Source organism: Paenibacillus sp. LX16 (genome assembly GCF_036252815.1).
Classification (GTDB): Bacteria; Bacillota; Bacilli; order Paenibacillales; family Paenibacillaceae; genus Paenibacillus; species Paenibacillus polymyxa_B.
The window spans coordinates 5,653,497-5,671,150 of sequence record NZ_CP141152.1; the positions used below are offsets into that span (position 1 = coordinate 5,653,497).

Sequence of the window (17,654 nt, forward strand, 5' to 3'; positions counted from 1 at the left end):
CAGTTCTTTGACGATGATGAAGAAAAAAAGGCGGTCCGGAGGACCACCTTAGAATCCGTTATTCTCGATCACCTGTTTGAACCAGTGCCCACTCTGTTTAACGGATCTCTTGCCACCGTTCTGAAGATCGACAGACACAAAACCATAGCGATTCTTATAAGCATTCGTCCAGGACCAGTTGTCCATAAACGTCCATAAGTGATAGCCCTTCACATTGGAGCCTTCTGAGATCGCTCTTTGGACCCATTTGAGATGCTCACGGATAAAATCAATGCGATAGTCATCGCGGATCATGCCCTGTTCATCTCTGAACTTTTCTTCACCTTGAACGCCCATTCCGTTTTCTGAAATGAAGCATTCAATGTTACCATAATTTTCTCTGACATTGGTCAGAATGTCGTAAATGCCTTTCTCATAAATCTCCCAGCCCCGCATCTCATTCATCTTGCGACCAGGCATGACGTAATAATCGAAGAAACGTTCCGGCACAAAAGGCGCATCCGGGTTCGGCAGACTTTCGCGAGCCTTGACTCTGCGCGGCTGATAATAGTTAATCCCCAGCAGGTCCACAGTGCCCTGGCGTATAATCTCCCGATCTCCGTCTTCCATGCTTGGTACATATCCCTCTTGGCGTAACAGCTCCACGAGCAAAGGATTGAATTCTCCCGTCACAGATGGGTCTAAAAAGGAACGGTTAAAGAACGCGTCGCATATTTCAGCAGCCTGCACGTCTGCCGGATGCTGACTACGCGGATAAGTCGGCGTCAGGTTCAAAATAATTCCGATTTTGCCCTTATAACCGCCCTCTCTGTAAGCCTTAATGACACTCGCGCTCGATAACAGAGTATTATATCCCACCTGTACAGCTTTACCGAAATCCACTTCATTCGGATAGTGGAAATCGTATAGATAGCCGCCTTCCACCGGGACAATCGGCTCGTTATGCGTAAACCATTTGGCTACACGATCCCCGAATAGCTCAAAGCAAGTGTTAGCGTAATCCACGTAAGCTTCGACCGTCTCCCGGTTCACCCAGCCTCCATTTTCCTGTAAAGCCATCGGCAAATCAAAATGATACAGATTCACAAACGGCTCAATACCCGCCTGATGCAACTCCTCAATGACGGAAGTATAGAATTGAACCGCCTGCTGGTTTATTGCACCTTTCCCTGCCGGAAACAGGCGTGACCAGGAAATAGAGAACCGGAAAGAGTTGTGGCCAAGTTCTTTCATGAGTGCAATATCCTCTTTGTAACGAGTATAGAAACGGGACGTATCGGCAGGGCCAACCCCATCATAGAAACGGTTCGGCTCCTGCTCAAACCAATAATCCCAAATGTTCGGTCCTTTGCCGTCTCCCTCCACGGTTCCTTCTGTTTGGGTAGCCGAAGCTGAGGAACCCCACCAGAAGTCGGATGGAAAACGGTATTGAATGGTTTGCTGCTCTATATCTTTCATTTCGGTATGATTCACAGCTCTACTCCTCTCTCTTTTGCAGTGAATAAACTGCTAATCTAGCAGCTTATTCACATTACATTCCAACAGTTTGATCCTTACCTGCAAGGGCTGCTTGGCTAAGCTCCTCTTCCTGCTCTTTACGAACGTTCATCCGATCAATAATTTTCAGGAACGGGAACCAGATGACAAAGACGACAGCCATATTAAACAACTGCAGCACGCCACCCATCAGGGAGCCCGTAGCCATCATTCCACTAAAGAACAACGGCATCGTCCAAGGAACCTGTATTCCGTTTGGCGGCGGCACAATCCCGGTGGTCATGGCAAAGTAAGTAATCAGCGTAACGATCATTGGAGAAATAACCCATGGAACAAAAATAAGCGGATTCATCACAATCGGCAGACCGAATATGACGGGTTCGTTGACATTAAACAGACCCGGTCCAAGGGCCAGCTTACTGACCTGCTTCAATTGCTTACTCTTCAGGAAGATCAGAATCGAAAGCACGACAGCCAGTGTCATACCTGTACCACCGATACCTACGGTGTAAATATCCACAAACTGCTTGGTGATGATATGCGGCAGTTCTGCTCCTTTGGAGTACGCTTCATAGTTTTCAAGTGCCAGCGTATTCCAGATGGGGTCCATAACCGAGTTAATAATAATTTGACCATGAAGCCCAAAGAACCATAATAGCTGAACAAAGAAAATAGCAATCAATGTAGGTATAATGCCACTGCCCAAATGCACCAGAGGTGCCTGTACAGCATGATAAATCAGATCATGCAGGTTATTATGAAGGGTCAGTGTAACTACAACATTAATGATCAAAAATATGCCCAATGTAATACATGCCGGAAGCAAAGCGGCAAATGATTTGGCAACTGCCGGCGGAACGCCTGGAGGCATTTTAATGACAAAATTCCGCTGCGTCACCTTTCGGTATATCTCAGCCGCGATAAAAGCGACGATCATACCAAGGAACATGCCTTTGGCACCGATCCGATCAACCGGAATGACACCAGCAATCGTGGCACCGCTTTCTTGTGTCAGCACAAACGGGGTGAGCATCAAGAAACTGGCCAACGCAATCATCCCGCCGAATATGGGCTCGACCTTATAACTTCGAGATAAATAATACCCAATCCCGACGATTACAAATAAGGTCATGATATTCAGTGTGGCATTAGGCGCAATGTTCAGCAGACTGCTAAAAGTCGCATAATTGCCGTCGCCCATCCACCCTTTTAGAAACGGCAGATTGATAATAACGACGATAATGGAGCCAAAAACAGTTAATGGAAATGACAGCATAAATGCATCACGCAGTACAGTAAGATAGCGGTTGTTGTTCAGTTTACCGGCAATAGGTATCAGTATCCGGCTTAATTTTTCAAACAAAGCCTATTCCTCCCCGCGAAGTGACTTGCATCAATAGGGTTGCAAGCTTTTCATGTCCCAAATTTCACAAACTTACATGTTCCGTTATAAATTTCTGGATTTGAACAGCTCCAGCAATTCTAGAACCAGATCCTTCATGGTAACCGTGGACATCAGATGATCCTCGGCATGCATTAGAAGGAGCGAGAAAGGAGTTTGGGTACCTCCCGCTTCCTTCTTAACCATTTGAAAATGGATATCATGCGCAGCACGTAAATCCTGCTTGGCTTGTTTGAGCAGTTCGTCCGCACCTTCTACATTCTCATTTCGGTATTCGGTCAGCGCCTGAATTACTTTACTGCGAGCGCTTCCACTATGAAGAATAAGTTGGAAACTAATTTGCTCTTCCGTCAGTTCAGCTATATTGACTTTATCCATTTTTGCGTTCCACCAGCTTCACGGCCTGTTCGTAGGCTTTCTTACCGTCAACCATCCCGTATGCCATCATGTCAATCACTTCTACATGAATACCATATTGGGCTGCTTCCTTTTCCAGCTGTCCTTTAAGAAAACTCATTTGCGGGCCAATCAATACTGCGTCAGCCTTAGCCATGTCTTCTGCCGCCTGATCTTGACCTACTGCCCAAATTTCAGCCTCGTCTCCAATGGACTTAGCATAATCCTGCATCTTAGTAACCAGCAAACTTGTAGACATACCTGAGCTGCACGCCAGCAAAATTTTCTTCATGATTGTTCCTTCCCTTCAAGGTCTGATTGGATGTTAACTACTAGAAAACGTTTACAGCGTAATTATAAATCCAGTTTTTTGATTTGTCTATACATTTAATATATATGTATAGACTTTTTTTAAAATGACACTGTTTCTTCACTTTTTTTCTTGAAAATGAACGTGATCTCTTATCTTTAATCTCTCAATAATAGCTGAAAATTAGAAAAATTTAGAATATCATGAAACATTCCTACATTTTTATCGTCTATATTATGGAATACCTTACGTATGAAGGTAAGATTTTTTGAAGCCCGAAGTTAAAAAATCAACTCACAAAGGAGCTTATGCATGTTAAAAAAGTTAGGATTAGCTGCATTGATTCTGGTTACTAGCCTCTCCGTTATTGGAACAGGCTGGGCCGCATCCAGCACAACAACCATTGAAGTTTCTAAAACTGCTCTGGATTACAACGTTGCTCGCCCGCTGAGCGATGGTGCTTTTCATGATGGCTTATTGGCTGCTGAAACATCTGCTGGAAACCTCGTGTATTACAATACCAAAGGAGCAAAAGCTTTCTCACTTCCCGCCGAGCTTAAGCCCATTGGTGATTTTCATGAGCAGCGAGCCGTCGTCAAAAATGCAAAAACCAATCTTTATGGATACATTAACACCAAAGGGACACTGGTCATCCCTTGCCAATATACCGAAGCCAATTTCTTTTCCGAAGGAAAAGCCAAGGTTACCATAGCAGACACCAAAGAAAATGCAATTATAGATCGAACGGGAAAAATTCTTTCTCATTTTAAAGAAAATGGGGATTCAGAATATATATTTACGGACGGTCTGGCTCTTGCCTACGCCCCCAACACTGGCAAGATCGGTTTTTTGAATGCCTCTGGTCAACTAGCAATTCCTTATAAATATAAATATAGTCGTGGTTTCTCGGATGGCTTAGCTATTGTTCAAAATAGCAAAGGGCTATACGGGTATATCAATACAGCAGGGAAAGAAGTCATTCCACTTCAATATAAATCTGGCGGAGACTTTTCGGAAGGATTAGCCCCGGTGCAAAATACCAAGGGGAAATGGGGATTCATCAATAAACAGGGAAAAGTCGTGATTCCCTTTAAATTTACAGATGCCCAGGATTTTAGTGAAGGCCTGGCGAGTGTGAAAAATGCAAAAAACGAAGTCGGATTTATTGATAAAAACGGAACGCTGGTCATTAAATATCAACAAAAATATGATGTTACCTCTCCGTTCAAAGAAGGCTTTGCTTTAGTCGGTAAACAAACACAATCATCCGTCTCAGACGGCAAATTCGGTTACATCAATCGTCAAGGACAACTGCTGACTAAACTTGAGTACAGAGCCGAATCCTCCTCCTTCTCTAATGGCTATGCTGTTGCTTTTATCAAGCCAGGCAAAGCTTTCATTGTATCTAAACATTCCGTTTCAAAATAAAAAAGACGACCCCGGAAACAGATCGAGTGGATCTGCTTCCGGGGTCATTAAATTTCCAATATATCGAATATAATTAGTCGTGTGTGTAGAATTTCACTCCAGGTAGATCTGCTGCCACCCACGAGTAGTTGATGGTATTACTGTTATAATTTTTGGTCCCCGCCTGAGCAACCTGTACCTCTTTCAAAATCGTAATCGATGAACCCTTCGGTCTGACAACGACTACATGACCATGACCATCTTCTTTCTTGATCCCGATCGTAGGATACCCGAGATTGGCTCTTTTTTGTGCATCCTGAAAGGTTACAGAGTACCAGCCCGGCGCCCTTTTATTCAGTAAGGCATCAGCCATTTGATTGGCTAAGCCACTTGGTAAGTCAGCCGACATCGCGGACATCACATCTTGAGCAAAAATATTACACTTCGTTCCACCTACTGGCGAATACTTTTTGTTCGTTTCTACCTTAAAACTGTCAATTACAGATGCATAAGTACTTGCACTTCTAGCCATTGAAAATTCCCCCTGAGTATAAGTTGTAGAGGAATTGACGGAGTCGCTTGAACATCTGAATGGCTCCACATTCATTGATGTTGGCCTCCATTCCCTCTCAACTATTAGGGTGATTTCCAGCTTACTTTAACAACGTAATACCACAAAAAATTAACTTCATTCTCATAACTGAAGGCTTTCTTCACTGATTACGGTTGGAACGATAAGCTCAGGAGTAGTCGTAGGCTTCGTTTGTGTTAAATAGTCTGCTGCCCCCACCATCAGAGCGATGCCTATAAATAGCACGATCCAATTACGATTCTTTTTCATCATCTGTACCTCTCATTCTTCACTCCGCCCATTCAGCCACTTGAACCAATGGAGCAGATGACTGAATCGGTATTCATGCTGCGAAGCGTACGTCCATACTTCCGGCTCTTCACCGGGCTCCTTCCAGACTAGCATGGAAAAGTGACCTTCTTCCTCGCTCGCAACCGACAGCAGCGAAAGACGATCATCTCCGAATCGGTATGGAGCCGATTCCACCCAGTAATTCCGCATATCGCTGATCCAGCTGCGGAACTGCTCTGTACCTGCGATCCGCAGGACTTCATCAGGTAGGAGCAGATGCTCGTCGATATCCTTCCAATCCCCCGCATATCGGTACCGCGCTGCCAGCATTGGACTGAGTGGTCGGATTTTACCGGGAGCCAACGTAGGCATATAGGCGACGGGAACGACCGGACCGATACTCTGGATAGCATAAGAGCGAGCTTCCTCCTCACTCATTCCGTAAGACATAGCCTCCACGAGAAAATCGTTCCGTCTTACACCAAACTGATGCTGATACTGTGACATTTCATCCTGTAACTCCAGTACCATACCCTGTGCCGTTTCTGTTCCGATCATTCCCAAACACCTCTCATTCCAAAATATAGTCGTGCAATTCCCGTTGCGCTCGATACTTTGCCCAATTGAATTCAGGCCAAGCCGATTCTTCTCTCGTCATGCTCGTCAAACGGGCTTGTAAAAACTCATCTAGTGATCCATGTTCCTTACGGCTAAAGTCAATCAGCAGCGGAATCGCGTCCGCCGATAGCTCACTCAAATATTCCTTATCTATCACCGATGTCGTGCGATACCGTTCGAGATTATTTTCAGCTATCCGTATATCAATGCCCACATAGTTCACGACGACATAGGCGACCAGAGCGAGTACAATATAATATTTCGCCAACGGCAGTTGACGGAAATGAATGCGCATTGCTGCAATAAGCAGTAGCAAGCCCAGAAAAATCATAAACGCGTGTACCAAATAGCGGGTGTACGTATATCCGTATGCTTCTTCGTACATAACCAGCCGGGTATATCCCGAATACAGCATCACACCCGAACAACCCACGAGTATGTACAGCAGGCCACTGTTCATTTTTTGCACTATACCTGATCCAAATTCAGTCCACTTCAATACACTGATCATCAGCACAAAGTTGATACCTGTTACCATAACCAGCTCCCCGAATCCTCTTCTAGCATATTCGGCATACGAGGTTCCTTCGGGCAGAGCACCTTCCCATGCACCAAACAAATATCCGAACTGCAACACGACGAACACAACATACACCAGATTCATGACAATCAGCACCGTAGCGGTAATTACAGGATCAAATTTGATCGCGACCGGCTCGTGGTAAGGCACCGTTGGTCGGTCAATCATCACTGAAGATTGACCATCATACTCGGTGGTTTGGCCATTCGTGCGCTCATCTAACCCGTGCCATGATTGGGCCTCTCTCTGCGTATTACGCGGAGCAGGCTGTACAAATCCCCACAAGTAACAGAAGAAACAGAAGGTGAAAAAGCAGGTCCAGATCAGCCGCAGCATGCCACTCCCAAAGGACAGTGTGCCGATCCAATCGGGTATGCCAGATAACAACTTTTCGAACATCCCATCCGCCGAAGCCAGCAAAGATATGATAATGAACAGTAGCGGCAAGGCAATAAGTAAACCAATCATCACTTTGCCCAATACACGCTTACGCTCATCCTTTACATTCCGAAGGGCTACTGTCTTGACCATCCGAAAGGGGGTCACGATATGACGAAAGTTTTGATAAAACCAATGGCTTAACGCCTGACCAATAATACCGGGTTCTGACCAGCCATGCCTTTTCTCCCCAAACAGCAGCACCATATGTACGCTAATCAGAGCAGGTATCGCCAACGCATTTAACACATACAGGACCGGATTATTGAACAGCGCATATGTCAATGCCAGCATGAAAATGATCACAAACAGCAAACGCCCTATCCATGATCTGGACTGGAAACGATCTCGGTTAAAGGCATACATATAGGCGTAAAACCCAATAACAAAAATTGGCATGGACACGCCCAGCCCATGTCCGTAAAACAGATATTGATGAACCAGCGCCAACACAATTGCGCCAGCAAATGCGGACAGAAACGACGTTTTCGGCAAAGACGTTCCATTCATCTTGTCATGCATGGTAAATACCTCCACAAATATGCTTTATAACCCTTATTGTAGATGATAAAATAAGAAGATAAAGAGAAATTAATTCAAACAAAATTTCCTATTTTATAAAAGTGGCTACGCTTTTAATCAAATATAGGGGAAACGGAGCAACCTTGAATGAAACTCCATGCCCAATTTTTAAGGCTTCACTCACACGCAGCTGACGACAAGGACGAAAACCATACCATAGAGACGACGCTGGATGAGCTGGCGGCTATTTTTGACTGTACTCACCGCAACGCCTTGATGATCATTCAGAAAATGGAGCAGCACGACTGGATACAATGGACTCCTCGCCGAGGCAGAGGTCGCCGCTCCAGTCTGCGCTTCCTCATTCAGCCGGAAGACATTGCCGTGCAATCCATGATGCAAGCCATAGACCGCCATGATATCAAACGCGCGCTGGATGAAATTCGAGTTCATTCACGCTCCTCCACTATGCAGGAGCATTTGCAAGGCTGGCTGCTGAATTATTTTGGGCATCACGCGGAGGTGCGCAGTGATCAGCAGCAGATCGACACGCTGCGTCTGCCTATTCGCCAGCAGCTCTATACGCTGGACCCGTTGTATTTGAACTGGCTCGCCGAGTCCTTCGTATCCAGCCACGTCTTTGATGGTCTGGCCCGCCGGGCGAACGAAAGCGGCGAGATTTTGCCGGGATTGGCGCACGCTTGGGAGGTGGACACCACTCGTACACAGTGGACCTTTTTCCTGCGTAAAGAAGTGTTGTTTCATAACGGAAAAATACTGACCGCTGAAGACGTCGTCTATACCTTTGAGCGACTGAGTCGGGCGCCGGGAAGGAGACTTTATCATTTTATCGTCAGGCAAATTCAGCACGTCCAGGCGCTAAGTCCAACGATAGTACGCTTCGTACTAAAGGAGCCGAACGAGCTATTTCTATCCTTCCTGTGTACCAGCCGGGCTGCGATTGTGCCGCGTGAGCTTAATCAGGTGGGTGAAGCCGCCTTTGGCATCCGCCCTGTCGGTACAGGGGCATTCAAAGTCACGGAAATGAACGAAAGCCTGTGTACACTGGAGGCTTTCGCACCTTATTTTCAAGGCCGAGCTCATCTGGACCGAGTGGAAATTGTCCAACTCCCATGGGCGACTAAGCTGGAATCGTCGGATACGGAAGACACCGCTTCTTCTTTTCACATTATCCATAATCCCGTATCGGCGGGAGATACGGATACCGCATGGAGCCAGATTCACTCGGCGGCTTCGGTACGCAAATTTATCACATGTAATACACACAAGGATGGACCACTACGCAATCCAGAAATACGTGCCCGCATTGTAGCATGTCTGGATCATCGCTCCCTTCCTCCAGCAGTGGATTCATCTAACGATTCTTATGAACCACTGGCGGCGCTGCAAATTGCTACCATTCCCGAGTATAAAGCAGACGCAGACCGGGTTGCGGCTCAGCTCGAATCCTGTGGGTATACCTGTAACATCGTGGCCGCATCTATGAACGAATTCAAAAGCTCATCTATCCGTATGGAGTCAGACTTAATCATCTTTTCTCTCTTTCGTGACCGTGATGAGCAATTACGCCTGTTTGACTTGTATCTCAATGTATCTGGGCATGTGGAGCCTCATAGCCGTGTGGATATCGAAAGACTGCTGCGTGAAATTGCACGGGAGGCCGATCATACTGTTAGGGCGCAGCAATTCGAACATATCGAAACTCGGCTCATGGATGAGCACCAGCTGCATATTTTATATGAAAAGCCCGTTCAGACGGCCTATCTCCCTTCTGTGCGTGGCGTATCTTTTAACAGTCAGGGCTGGGTGGATCTGCGTCATGTCTGGTTTCCGCCTGCTGTACCTCCATCATCCAAGCCTTGAGCCAAGCGGTCCATTCAAGCGCATCGCATGATCAAAAAAAGGCATCCTCTTTTCACAAGAGGATACCTTTTGGGTTACGACAATCCAGATCTTTTCAAGTAGATGTATCAAGGGATGAAAATGCCCATCCCCCCAACCCATGACTGTGGACATCGCTAGGATCTTCCATAGGAGGGGTAACGGGTGAAAAATTCAATAGGATAAAAACATTAAATGCGAGCAGAGAAAAAACGATCTTTTTTATCATGGATGTACTCTACCTCTCCAAGTAAGTTTTTATATTCCTCTTTGTCCTGAGAAGTGGCAGTATGTCGATACTTTTCAAATAATCCTACACATTTGATTGTGACAGGATTACCATTCAGCACGACGGAATAAGAAAGGCTCTCAAGCAAGAATTTCATACCTTTGGTATAACGATGTTTGTTGAGATCATAACAAGCCATCTCTGCCAAAAATCGTGCATAGAGATCTGCTGACATTTGCTCCGTATAAGTGCCAACCTTGACATGCTGATCTGCAAATGCCTCAATTTGTTTTTCAAAACGTTGCAGTACATGGTCTACATTAAAATCATAACGGTTGGCCGCTACCATAATTTTATGTAACCCCACGAGAATTTCGCCTTCGTTTTTTTCCAAATAATCTACATACTGTGGAATCACATCCAGACTGCCGGACATCAACTGATATAAATACCCGTTGGCCTCAGCCCAGTTGCTACAAAGGGCCTTTAAACGCCGAGCTTCTTCCGTATCCTCTTGCACCCAGCTCAAATCAGAGTATAGGGATACAAATTCCAGTGCCTTCTGATAATCCCCGCGCTCATCCCACACCCCGGCACGCAGCACGTAAGAATATACAATATACATAAACAAAGGACCCTTAGGTTCCTTGCCACGCTCCGGTCTTCTGGTATTTCCGTATTTTTGCTCGTATTGTACCTTGGCTTTTTGAGCCATTTTTTCAGCAAACCACTCTACTTTATCCCAACGCCGCAAGGAGGCATAGGTATTAGCCAAGTCTCTTAAGGCATCCAGTTGGTCTGCTTCACCCAATCGCTCCACAAAGCTTTCAAAGTGTGTGGCTGCCCATAAGTTTTCGTCCTGGTCATCGCCAACGGCAATCGTAAATAAACGGTATTGGCAGAGCGCCAGACGCTCTGAATGTTGGTACTTCTCACTTTCCGAAACATTTTTATAAATAATTGCCGCAGCCTCGAACTTACCTTCACTGAATAATTCTTCTGCTGTCTCAAACAAAGCTGGGGCGTATATGAGATAGTCCATCATAAACTCCACGACTTGCTTAATACAATCCAGTTTGTTCAGCTCTGCACAGCGATGCAAAAAGGGACGAACCCGTCGCCAATTCGGTGCCGTATTCCGTATAAATTCATCAATGTATAACTCATAGAGGCTCCCTTCTTCAAGCCCCATGCCTGCACCAATTCGATCCAACAGCAGCATTGCAATCGGACGATTACCGTTAATAATGGCACTGATCGTTCCTGCATTAATACCTGTGTTCTCCCCAAACTTACTAATCGTAATTCCTTCTCGTCTGATGTACTGCTCCAGCTCTGCGCGAATTGTGGTTGTTTCCTTCAAATCAGGCACCCCCAGGGATTACTTGCATGATTACAATACAAAAAAAGAAAATTCCCGTGAATATTCCCTTAATTATACAAAAGAAAGCCCACTTAGCCAACCGCTCAAGTAAATTTATATCAAAAAATTCAATAATTCTCCGAATTGCCGTATACTACGGGGAGGTGAGCCGAACAGCTACACCCAATCGGTACGCAGGAAAGGATGCGACAAATGGACAACACCCCTACAACAGAACAAGAGATTGCACAATGGATGGTCGCGCAGATCCGTGAAGTGGGCACCCTGAAACAAGAAGATGCAATTGCATATGTACGCTCTGAGTATGGAGAGCAGTATGTGTTTATAAGCGAGCATGGTCATGTATCTCTGGAAAAAGAAATCAAAAAAGCATTCCGCAAGCTTCATGGTGGCAGAATTGCATGGGATCGTGACGGATTTCTCTGGGCCTGGACTTAACAAGCAAAGCATCTGCCCTAGGCAGGTGTTTTTTTAATCATTTATCCATATATCCTCTGGAGTCGGTTAATTTCTTCCTTCACAAACTGTCGGAGTGTTACAGGCTCCACAACTTCAACCCTACCGATCCAATCCATAGCATCGCGACAAGCCGCTTCATAACTATACATGTTGACCGTTAGAATGAAATGATTGCCTTCCTGTACAGACTGGATGATTTCCATCTTTTCGCTATAATTTCCGCTTGCTTCTTATTCGTTCGGATCAAAACGGGATAGTATTCTTTCTCTGTACAAAGCTGCTTAAACGCGGTTTCTTGCCTCATCCAATGATGTTCCAGCGAAAAATCCACCGGAACCTCAAAGACTTCCGCAGACGGCAGAACCTCCTTGATTCGCTCACATTTAAAGGTCCGAATCTCCTGCCCAACTTCACAGAAGGCAATGAGATACCAATCTCCTTTTTTCACCACAAGTCCATAGGGATGCACATGACGGGAAGAACAGATTCCGTCAGCTTTCTCATATTGAATGGTTATTTTATGTGATCCCCACACTGCAGTTCTCACGGCCTCAAGACAAGGAATTGCTATACGTTCCGTCCACCACGGCGTATCATCAAAATAAAACCGCGCTTTGGCTTTCTTAATATCGGACTGATACGGGTCTGGCATCGTCTGTTCCAGTTTGAGCAGAGCATTCTTTAACTTCAAACCCGATTCCGTGGGCCCGCCTGTATAAATGCCCATCCCTGTTAAATACAACTGAATGACATCCCCGCCGGCTTCAGCCAGGAGGTCGATATCCCTGTAAATGGAGCGTACAGAGGTTTCCAGTGCCAACGCCAATTCCTTGGCCTTCATTCTCCCTCTAGATTCGATACATAATAAAATCGCGATTAAACGATGCAGTCTCACAATCATACCTCCACAATAGATGGTTAACCCGAATTGAAAAGATGATGCAAAGATTGTTGACACCCTGTTGGCAGTAATAGGTGTGTATCATAGAAGTAAAGGGGTGTGATGGATGATGAATATTGGATATTGGGGACGGGATTCGGCGCGTATCATGCCTCACTGTTAAACAACCATCCCAAGGTAAACAAAGTCATAATATTTGGAAGGAACGAAACCAAGCTGCAAAAGCTGAAAGAGGAGCTAAACGTAGAAGTCACACAAAATATAGAGGATATTCTGCTGGACCCAGACGTGGATATCGTCAATCTATGCCTGCCCTCCCAGCTGCATAGGTCATATGCCGTGGATGCGCTGAAGCACGGTAAGCATGTATTTTGTGAAACACCGGTTTGCTTTGATCTCGAAGACGCTCTTCTTATGCAACAAGCTGAGAAGCAATATGGCAAAAAGATTCTGGTCAACCAGTTCATTAAGTTTGATCCCGCCTATACCTATCTGTATGAGGCATACCGCCAACAGAAATACGGGAAGCTCATCTCCTTATCTTTGAAAAGAGAAACGCCTCCTCTGTGGGGGGATCTTGGACTGAGCTCCATCCCTACTCAGTTCATGATTCATGAACTGGATTTATTGACCTGGCTATTAGGCCCCTGTGATCCATGTACAGTCTGGGGTACAGAAGTTACCCATCCTGAACAAGCACAGGTTCGAGCTTACTTTCAGCATCGGGATACATTCACAGAAGTCATCGCCTCATCCCACATGCCGGGAAGCTACCCCTTCACAGTGGCTTATGAGGCTTATTTTGAAAAGGCCAAGCTGGTATTTCATGAAAGCGACGAAAACGATCTTATACCTACCGCATTATATGAGTATACCGCATCAGGACAGCAAAAAATCAACCTCGAATCGGCCAATCCATATGAAAAAAGTTGGGATCATGCACTTGAATGCTTTGGCGGACATTCGGAAAGCCTGATTCCACTGGAATCAGCTGTACAAGCGCTGAAAGTGGCTGTTGAGATTAAAAGCAGACTGGGGCAAGCCCAACGTTAACCCCGTATTTTTTCTTATGCCTGTTCTTATCTACGGAAGTCAGCTTCCTATAAGGAAGCTGTATCCGCAGGCAAAGAAACTTCGTCCGCGTAGTTCGTTGCCATAATCTTGGCTACACGGGCCGGGTCGGTCGTCTGCCCCAACGCCCACATCATTTTCGTCACCAGCGCTTCCGTTGTCATGTCATACCCCGGAATAACGCCCTTCTCCAGTACCTTTTGCCCCACTTCGTAAATCGTCAAATCCCCGCCCTCATAAGGACATTGAGTAGTCACGACAATACTCATACCGCCCTTCATCAGTTCCTCGATTTTGCTGATCAAGCTTCTTTCTTTAAAAGGGACGCCGCCCATACCAAAGCCCTCAATGACGATACCTTTATAGCCCAAGCCCTGAATGGCATCGAAAATCGCCGGATTCGTACCCGGAATCAGCCTGAGTAGAAATACCTCCGAAGCATACCCGTCGTTGTATGGGTGACGAACGGTGCCGCGATTTGCAAATACGCCCTCCGTATAGACCACCTTACCGTTCTCCACGAGGCCAATGTACGGATAGTTAATACTCTCAAAGGCGTTATAGCTGCGTGTTCTGATTTTCGAGCTGCGGCTACCATTGATAATTTTGCCGTTAAACACGACAAAAACCCCGGCCACCTCGCCACAAGCGGTCAGGAATGAGTCGATTACATTTTTTTTGGAATCGCTGTGCTCCGCCAAAATAGAAACCTGCGAACCTGTCAAGACGACGGGTTTGTCTACAGTTCCCAACATGAAGCTCAAGGCTGAAGCTGTATAAGCCATCGTATCCGTGCCGTGTGCAATGACAATACCATCGTATTGATCGAGCGAACGATGTACCATACGGGCGATGGAAGCCCAATCCTCTGGTTGTGTATTGGTGCTATCAATGCTCATCAGATTATGGGCATCAATCTCGCAAATCTCCTTCAGCTCCGGGATTTCCGCCAAAATATTTTCAGCCGATTGGGTCGGTGTCAGGCCGTTTTCTTGATAGGAGGAAGAAATGGTCCCTCCAGTATTAATGAACAAAACCTTTTTCATATGCCAATGTTCCTTCCCGATTACATCTTCACTGTATTGTTCTTAGAATTTATCATGAATAAGTGTGATAAGCTACTTTGCAATGGAAAAGAATTTGGGATATGAGGGGCCAAAAAAAGCACGACAAACAAGCGCGGGCTTTCCTTCCTCCTGCGACTTGTCTAACGTGCTTTTTACTATAGGTGCAATACTCTACAGCGCTGCACATACCTATAAGCCATCCACGTACTTCTTACGGGGATACAGGCTGATCCTGTGGCGCTCTTTGTCCCAACGCTTTGCCCAGAAACTGCCGTGTCCGTTCTTCCTTCGGATTGGTGAAAAACTGCTCCACGGGTCCCTGCTCTACAATCACGCCATGCTCCATCAGCACAACCCGATCCGCTACATCTCTCGCAAAACCAAGCTCATGCGTGACAATAATCATCGTATTTCCTTCACTCGCCACCTTTTGGATCACGGACAGCACTTCATCCACCAGTTCAGGATCAAGTGAGGAAGTCGGTTCATCGAATAACAACACCTGCGGATTTAGTGCCAAAGCACGGGCAATCGCAACTCGCTGCTGCTGTCCACCCGAAAGCTGGGCAGGATAATAGGTCATACGATCCTTTAACCCGACCTTTTCCAAAATGCCTTCACTGATCTCCCTCGCCTGCTTACGATCCAGCTTTTTCACACTGGTCAGACCAATCATCACATTATGGAGTGCATTCAAATTTTTAAACAACTGATATTGCTGAAATACCATTGCCGTTGCCATCCTTAGTCCGAGAATGTCCTTTTTTCCCGCCTTGGCGGCATCGACCTTTACACCGTTAATTTCAATGACTCCGCTGTTTGGCTGTTCCAAAAAATTAATGCTGCGCAGCAGCGTGGACTTCCCCGATCCGCTTGGGCCCAGGATGACTACAACTTCTCCCTTGCCTACCGTCAGGTCTATGCCCTTCAACACATGATGCTGCCCAAAATGCTTATGAATTTGATGAAGTTGAATCATACCCTTACTCACTTCTTTCGTAAATTCGAATACGCTTCTCCAGCACGACAAGCCCGCGCTCAATAATAATGCACACCAACCAGTAAATCAGAGACACCGCAACATATACCTCAAAAAAAGCCAACGCCCGCGCGCCCATAATTTTAGCCTGTCCCATCATATCGACGACACCGATCATAAAAATAAAAGACGTATCCTTCACCGTACTGATCAGCGTGTTTCCCAAATTGGGCAAAGCCACCGTCAACGCCTGTGGTAGCACAATTTTGAGCATAATCTGTGTTTGACTCATCCCGATGGAATTGGCAGCCTCAAATTGTCCCCGGTCGACTGAATGAATCGCCGCCCGGAACGTCTCCGACAGATAACCCCCGAGATTTAGTGAAAATGACAACAATGCGAAAACCTCGGGTGGAATCACGTAGATATTTAATTGCTGTAAGAAACCGTATTCGCTCTGAAAATAATATAAAAACTTGGGTATTCCATAATATACGAGAAACAGCTGCACAATAAGCGGTGTTCCCCGAATGTAGGAGACATACAGCGTAGACAGTTGCGCCAAGACAGGCACCTTGTATATCCGAATTAACGCCGTTGCCAACCCGATAATCGTACCCAGCAGCATGGACAAAAATGCAATCCATAGCGTAACGGGTAGATACTCAACGATCCGGGGAAGGCTTTTCAGCATATAATCAAGGTCAAACAGCTTTTCCATAGGAACCTCACTTTACCCTTTACATTGTTGTTACTGCGGAATATATTCCCCACCTGTCCATTGTTCAGACAATTTTTTCAGTGTTCCGTCCGTTTTCAACTCTTTAATAATCGGGTCGATTTTAGCTTTCAGTTCTTCGCCCTGCTTATCCTTTTTGAACACCAGATTGATATCATCCGTTTGCACAGGATCACCTATCGCTTCGACCTGCAAACCTTCCTTCTTGATCGTAGCAGCCGTCATGACTGGATCATTCACATAAGCGTCCACCCGGCCATTTTGCACGTCTTGAAGGTTATCGGACGAAGTGCCTGTATCATTGTATTTCAAAATAATTTTATTCCCATTCTTTGCATTATATTGTTCCAGCAATTGTGTGTAGGAATCGCCTACTGATGCGGCTACCTTCTTGCCTTCCAAATCCTTGAGAGAGTGTATATCCGTTCTGCCTTTTTTCACAACAATGACGGATTGTGCCTGAAAGTAGGATTCATCCGAGAACAAATATTTTTGCTCGCGCTCAGGATTTTTGGCGATTTCATCTGCTACGACCTGAATCTTGTTCGATTCCAGCGCCATGAAAATTCCGTCCCAGCCAGAAGGTACAAACTCAAACTTGTAGCCGTCCAGCTTCTTGTCGATCTCTTTGACTACTTCTACATCGTATCCAGTCAGCTCGTTTTTTTCATTCGTAAAAGCAAACGGCGGGTAGTCATTTTGTGTGCCGACATAGATTACCTTATCCCCCGATGCCGCATCCTTCGAGGAACATCCACTCAAGGCACCCGTTAATAACACAAGAGACAGGCCAATCGCTGCTACCAAAGCAGATTTCTTCATATATGACATCCCCTTTTTAATATCCAAGTAATTTACTATGATTTTATATTATAACGGGTTATTCAAATA

The 17,654-nt window shown here is 45.7% G+C and carries 17 protein-coding genes and 1 pseudogene; 4 read left to right on the top strand and 14 right to left on the bottom strand.

Features of this window, described 5'->3' with window-relative positions:
- Positions 1-48: 48 nt before the first annotated feature.
- The 4 genes from T3H97_RS25330 to T3H97_RS25345 form a co-directional block, all read right to left on the bottom strand.
- The gene (locus T3H97_RS25330; protein WP_328802878.1) at positions 49-1,458 is read right to left on the bottom strand and encodes a glycoside hydrolase family 1 protein; all 1,410 of its coding nucleotides are present in this window, start codon (positions 1,456-1,458) and stop codon (positions 49-51) included.
- A gap of 73 nt (positions 1,459-1,531) precedes the next feature.
- The gene (gene celB / locus T3H97_RS25335; RefSeq protein ID WP_328801245.1) at positions 1,532-2,860 is read right to left on the bottom strand and encodes a PTS cellobiose transporter subunit IIC; all 1,329 of its coding nucleotides are present in this window, start codon (positions 2,858-2,860) and stop codon (positions 1,532-1,534) included.
- 84 nt (positions 2,861-2,944) lie between these two features.
- Positions 2,945-3,277 (bottom strand): PTS sugar transporter subunit IIA, encoded by a 333-nt coding sequence (locus tag T3H97_RS25340; RefSeq protein WP_013312602.1) that lies wholly within the window; start codon positions 3,275-3,277, stop codon positions 2,945-2,947.
- On the bottom strand, positions 3,270-3,587 hold the full coding sequence (locus tag T3H97_RS25345) for a PTS sugar transporter subunit IIB (RefSeq protein WP_013312603.1): 318 nt from the start codon (positions 3,585-3,587) through the stop codon (positions 3,270-3,272). Before T3H97_RS25345 ends, T3H97_RS25340 begins: the two co-directional genes overlap by 8 nt.
- 330 nt (positions 3,588-3,917) lie before the next feature.
- Between T3H97_RS25345 and T3H97_RS25350 the strand changes: the two genes are divergently transcribed.
- Entirely contained in the window at positions 3,918-5,033 is a 1,116-nt protein-coding gene (locus tag T3H97_RS25350; RefSeq protein ID WP_328801246.1) for a WG repeat-containing protein, read from the top strand.
- A 73-nt stretch (positions 5,034-5,106) separates the two neighbouring features.
- Here the strand turns inward: T3H97_RS25350 and T3H97_RS25355 are convergent, their stop codons facing one another.
- From T3H97_RS25355 to T3H97_RS25370, 4 genes are all read right to left on the bottom strand, one after another.
- Positions 5,107-5,544, bottom strand: coding sequence for a hypothetical protein (locus T3H97_RS25355; RefSeq protein WP_328801247.1), 438 nt, complete (start codon positions 5,542-5,544; stop codon positions 5,107-5,109).
- 162 nt (positions 5,545-5,706) lie between these two features.
- Positions 5,707-5,856 carry a hypothetical protein gene (locus T3H97_RS25360; RefSeq protein ID WP_180984554.1) on the bottom strand — a complete coding sequence of 50 codons (150 nt, stop codon included), beginning with the start codon at positions 5,854-5,856 and terminating at the stop codon, positions 5,707-5,709.
- Between the two features lie 9 nt (positions 5,857-5,865).
- Complete coding sequence (locus T3H97_RS25365) at positions 5,866-6,432, bottom strand: hypothetical protein (protein WP_061829536.1); 567 nt, start codon at positions 6,430-6,432, stop codon at positions 5,866-5,868.
- A gap of 13 nt (positions 6,433-6,445) precedes the next feature.
- A complete protein-coding gene (locus T3H97_RS25370) occupies positions 6,446-8,032 on the bottom strand; it encodes a DUF4153 domain-containing protein (protein WP_328801248.1) in 1,587 nt (528 codons plus the stop codon).
- Between the two features lie 147 nt (positions 8,033-8,179).
- Here T3H97_RS25370 and T3H97_RS25375 point away from each other — a divergent pair, with 147 nt between their 5' ends.
- Positions 8,180-9,916: an ABC transporter substrate-binding protein gene (locus T3H97_RS25375; RefSeq protein ID WP_328801249.1), complete on the top strand. Its 1,737-nt coding sequence runs from the start codon at positions 8,180-8,182 to the stop codon at positions 9,914-9,916.
- 209 nt (positions 9,917-10,125) lie between these two features.
- Here the strand turns inward: T3H97_RS25375 and T3H97_RS25380 are convergent, their stop codons facing one another.
- Positions 10,126-11,526, bottom strand: a complete 1,401-nt coding sequence (locus T3H97_RS25380; protein ID WP_328801250.1) for a transcriptional regulator — start codon at positions 11,524-11,526, stop codon at positions 10,126-10,128.
- 213 nt (positions 11,527-11,739) lie between these two features.
- Here T3H97_RS25380 and T3H97_RS25385 point away from each other — a divergent pair, with 213 nt between their 5' ends.
- Positions 11,740-11,985, top strand: a complete 246-nt coding sequence (locus tag T3H97_RS25385; RefSeq protein WP_013312611.1) for a DUF6953 family protein — start codon at positions 11,740-11,742, stop codon at positions 11,983-11,985.
- 41 nt (positions 11,986-12,026) lie between these two features.
- On the opposite strand, the pseudogene T3H97_RS25390 reads toward T3H97_RS25385, so the two are convergent.
- A pseudogene (locus T3H97_RS25390) lies at positions 12,027-12,847 on the bottom strand (helix-turn-helix transcriptional regulator).
- A 162-nt stretch (positions 12,848-13,009) separates the two neighbouring features.
- Between T3H97_RS25390 and T3H97_RS25395 the strand changes: the two are divergent.
- Positions 13,010-13,960: a Gfo/Idh/MocA family protein gene (locus tag T3H97_RS25395; protein WP_328802879.1), complete on the top strand. Its 951-nt coding sequence runs from the start codon at positions 13,010-13,012 to the stop codon at positions 13,958-13,960.
- Positions 13,961-14,007: 47 nt separating this feature from the next.
- Here the strand turns inward: T3H97_RS25395 and T3H97_RS25400 are convergent, their stop codons facing one another.
- The 4 genes from T3H97_RS25400 to T3H97_RS25415 all read right to left on the bottom strand — a co-directional run bounded on the left by T3H97_RS25400 (position 14,008) and on the right by T3H97_RS25415 (position 17,585).
- On the bottom strand, positions 14,008-15,024 hold the full coding sequence (locus T3H97_RS25400) for an asparaginase (RefSeq protein ID WP_328801251.1): 1,017 nt from the start codon (positions 15,022-15,024) through the stop codon (positions 14,008-14,010).
- Between the two features lie 232 nt (positions 15,025-15,256).
- Entirely contained in the window at positions 15,257-16,024 is a 768-nt protein-coding gene (locus T3H97_RS25405; RefSeq protein ID WP_328801252.1) for an amino acid ABC transporter ATP-binding protein, read from the bottom strand.
- Between the two features lie 4 nt (positions 16,025-16,028).
- Positions 16,029-16,745, bottom strand: coding sequence for an amino acid ABC transporter permease (locus tag T3H97_RS25410; protein ID WP_023990975.1), 717 nt, complete (start codon positions 16,743-16,745; stop codon positions 16,029-16,031).
- Between the two features lie 30 nt (positions 16,746-16,775).
- Positions 16,776-17,585: a transporter substrate-binding domain-containing protein gene (locus T3H97_RS25415; protein WP_023990976.1), complete on the bottom strand. Its 810-nt coding sequence runs from the start codon at positions 17,583-17,585 to the stop codon at positions 16,776-16,778.
- Positions 17,586-17,654: the final 69 nt, after the last annotated feature.

What these genes read in the sequence shown, in the direction of transcription:
- T3H97_RS25330 (WP_328802878.1), bottom strand. Translation starts at nt 1,458, where the DNA reads ATGAAAGATATAGAGCAGCAAACCATTCAATACCGTTTTCCATCCGAC.
- T3H97_RS25340 (WP_013312602.1), bottom strand. Translation starts at nt 3,277, where the DNA reads ATGGATAAAGTCAATATAGCTGAACTGACGGAAGAGCAAATTAGTTTC.
- T3H97_RS25345 (WP_013312603.1), bottom strand. Translation starts at nt 3,587, where the DNA reads ATGAAGAAAATTTTGCTGGCGTGCAGCTCAGGTATGTCTACAAGTTTG.
- T3H97_RS25350 (WP_328801246.1), top strand. Translation starts at nt 3,918, where the DNA reads ATGTTAAAAAAGTTAGGATTAGCTGCATTGATTCTGGTTACTAGCCTC.
- T3H97_RS25355 (WP_328801247.1), bottom strand. Translation starts at nt 5,544, where the DNA reads ATGGCTAGAAGTGCAAGTACTTATGCATCTGTAATTGACAGTTTTAAG.
- T3H97_RS25360 (WP_180984554.1), bottom strand. Translation starts at nt 5,856, where the DNA reads ATGATGAAAAAGAATCGTAATTGGATCGTGCTATTTATAGGCATCGCT.
- T3H97_RS25365 (WP_061829536.1), bottom strand. Translation starts at nt 6,432, where the DNA reads ATGATCGGAACAGAAACGGCACAGGGTATGGTACTGGAGTTACAGGAT.
- T3H97_RS25370 (WP_328801248.1), bottom strand. Translation starts at nt 8,032, where the DNA reads ATGCATGACAAGATGAATGGAACGTCTTTGCCGAAAACGTCGTTTCTG.
- T3H97_RS25375 (WP_328801249.1), top strand. Translation starts at nt 8,180, where the DNA reads ATGAAACTCCATGCCCAATTTTTAAGGCTTCACTCACACGCAGCTGAC.
- T3H97_RS25385 (WP_013312611.1), top strand. Translation starts at nt 11,740, where the DNA reads ATGGACAACACCCCTACAACAGAACAAGAGATTGCACAATGGATGGTC.
- T3H97_RS25395 (WP_328802879.1), top strand. Translation starts at nt 13,010, where the DNA reads ATGGATGATGAATATTGGATATTGGGGACGGGATTCGGCGCGTATCAT.
- T3H97_RS25400 (WP_328801251.1), bottom strand. Translation starts at nt 15,024, where the DNA reads ATGAAAAAGGTTTTGTTCATTAATACTGGAGGGACCATTTCTTCCTCC.
- T3H97_RS25405 (WP_328801252.1), bottom strand. Translation starts at nt 16,024, where the DNA reads ATGATTCAACTTCATCAAATTCATAAGCATTTTGGGCAGCATCATGTG.
- T3H97_RS25410 (WP_023990975.1), bottom strand. Translation starts at nt 16,745, where the DNA reads ATGGAAAAGCTGTTTGACCTTGATTATATGCTGAAAAGCCTTCCCCGG.
- T3H97_RS25415 (WP_023990976.1), bottom strand. Translation starts at nt 17,585, where the DNA reads ATGAAGAAATCTGCTTTGGTAGCAGCGATTGGCCTGTCTCTTGTGTTA.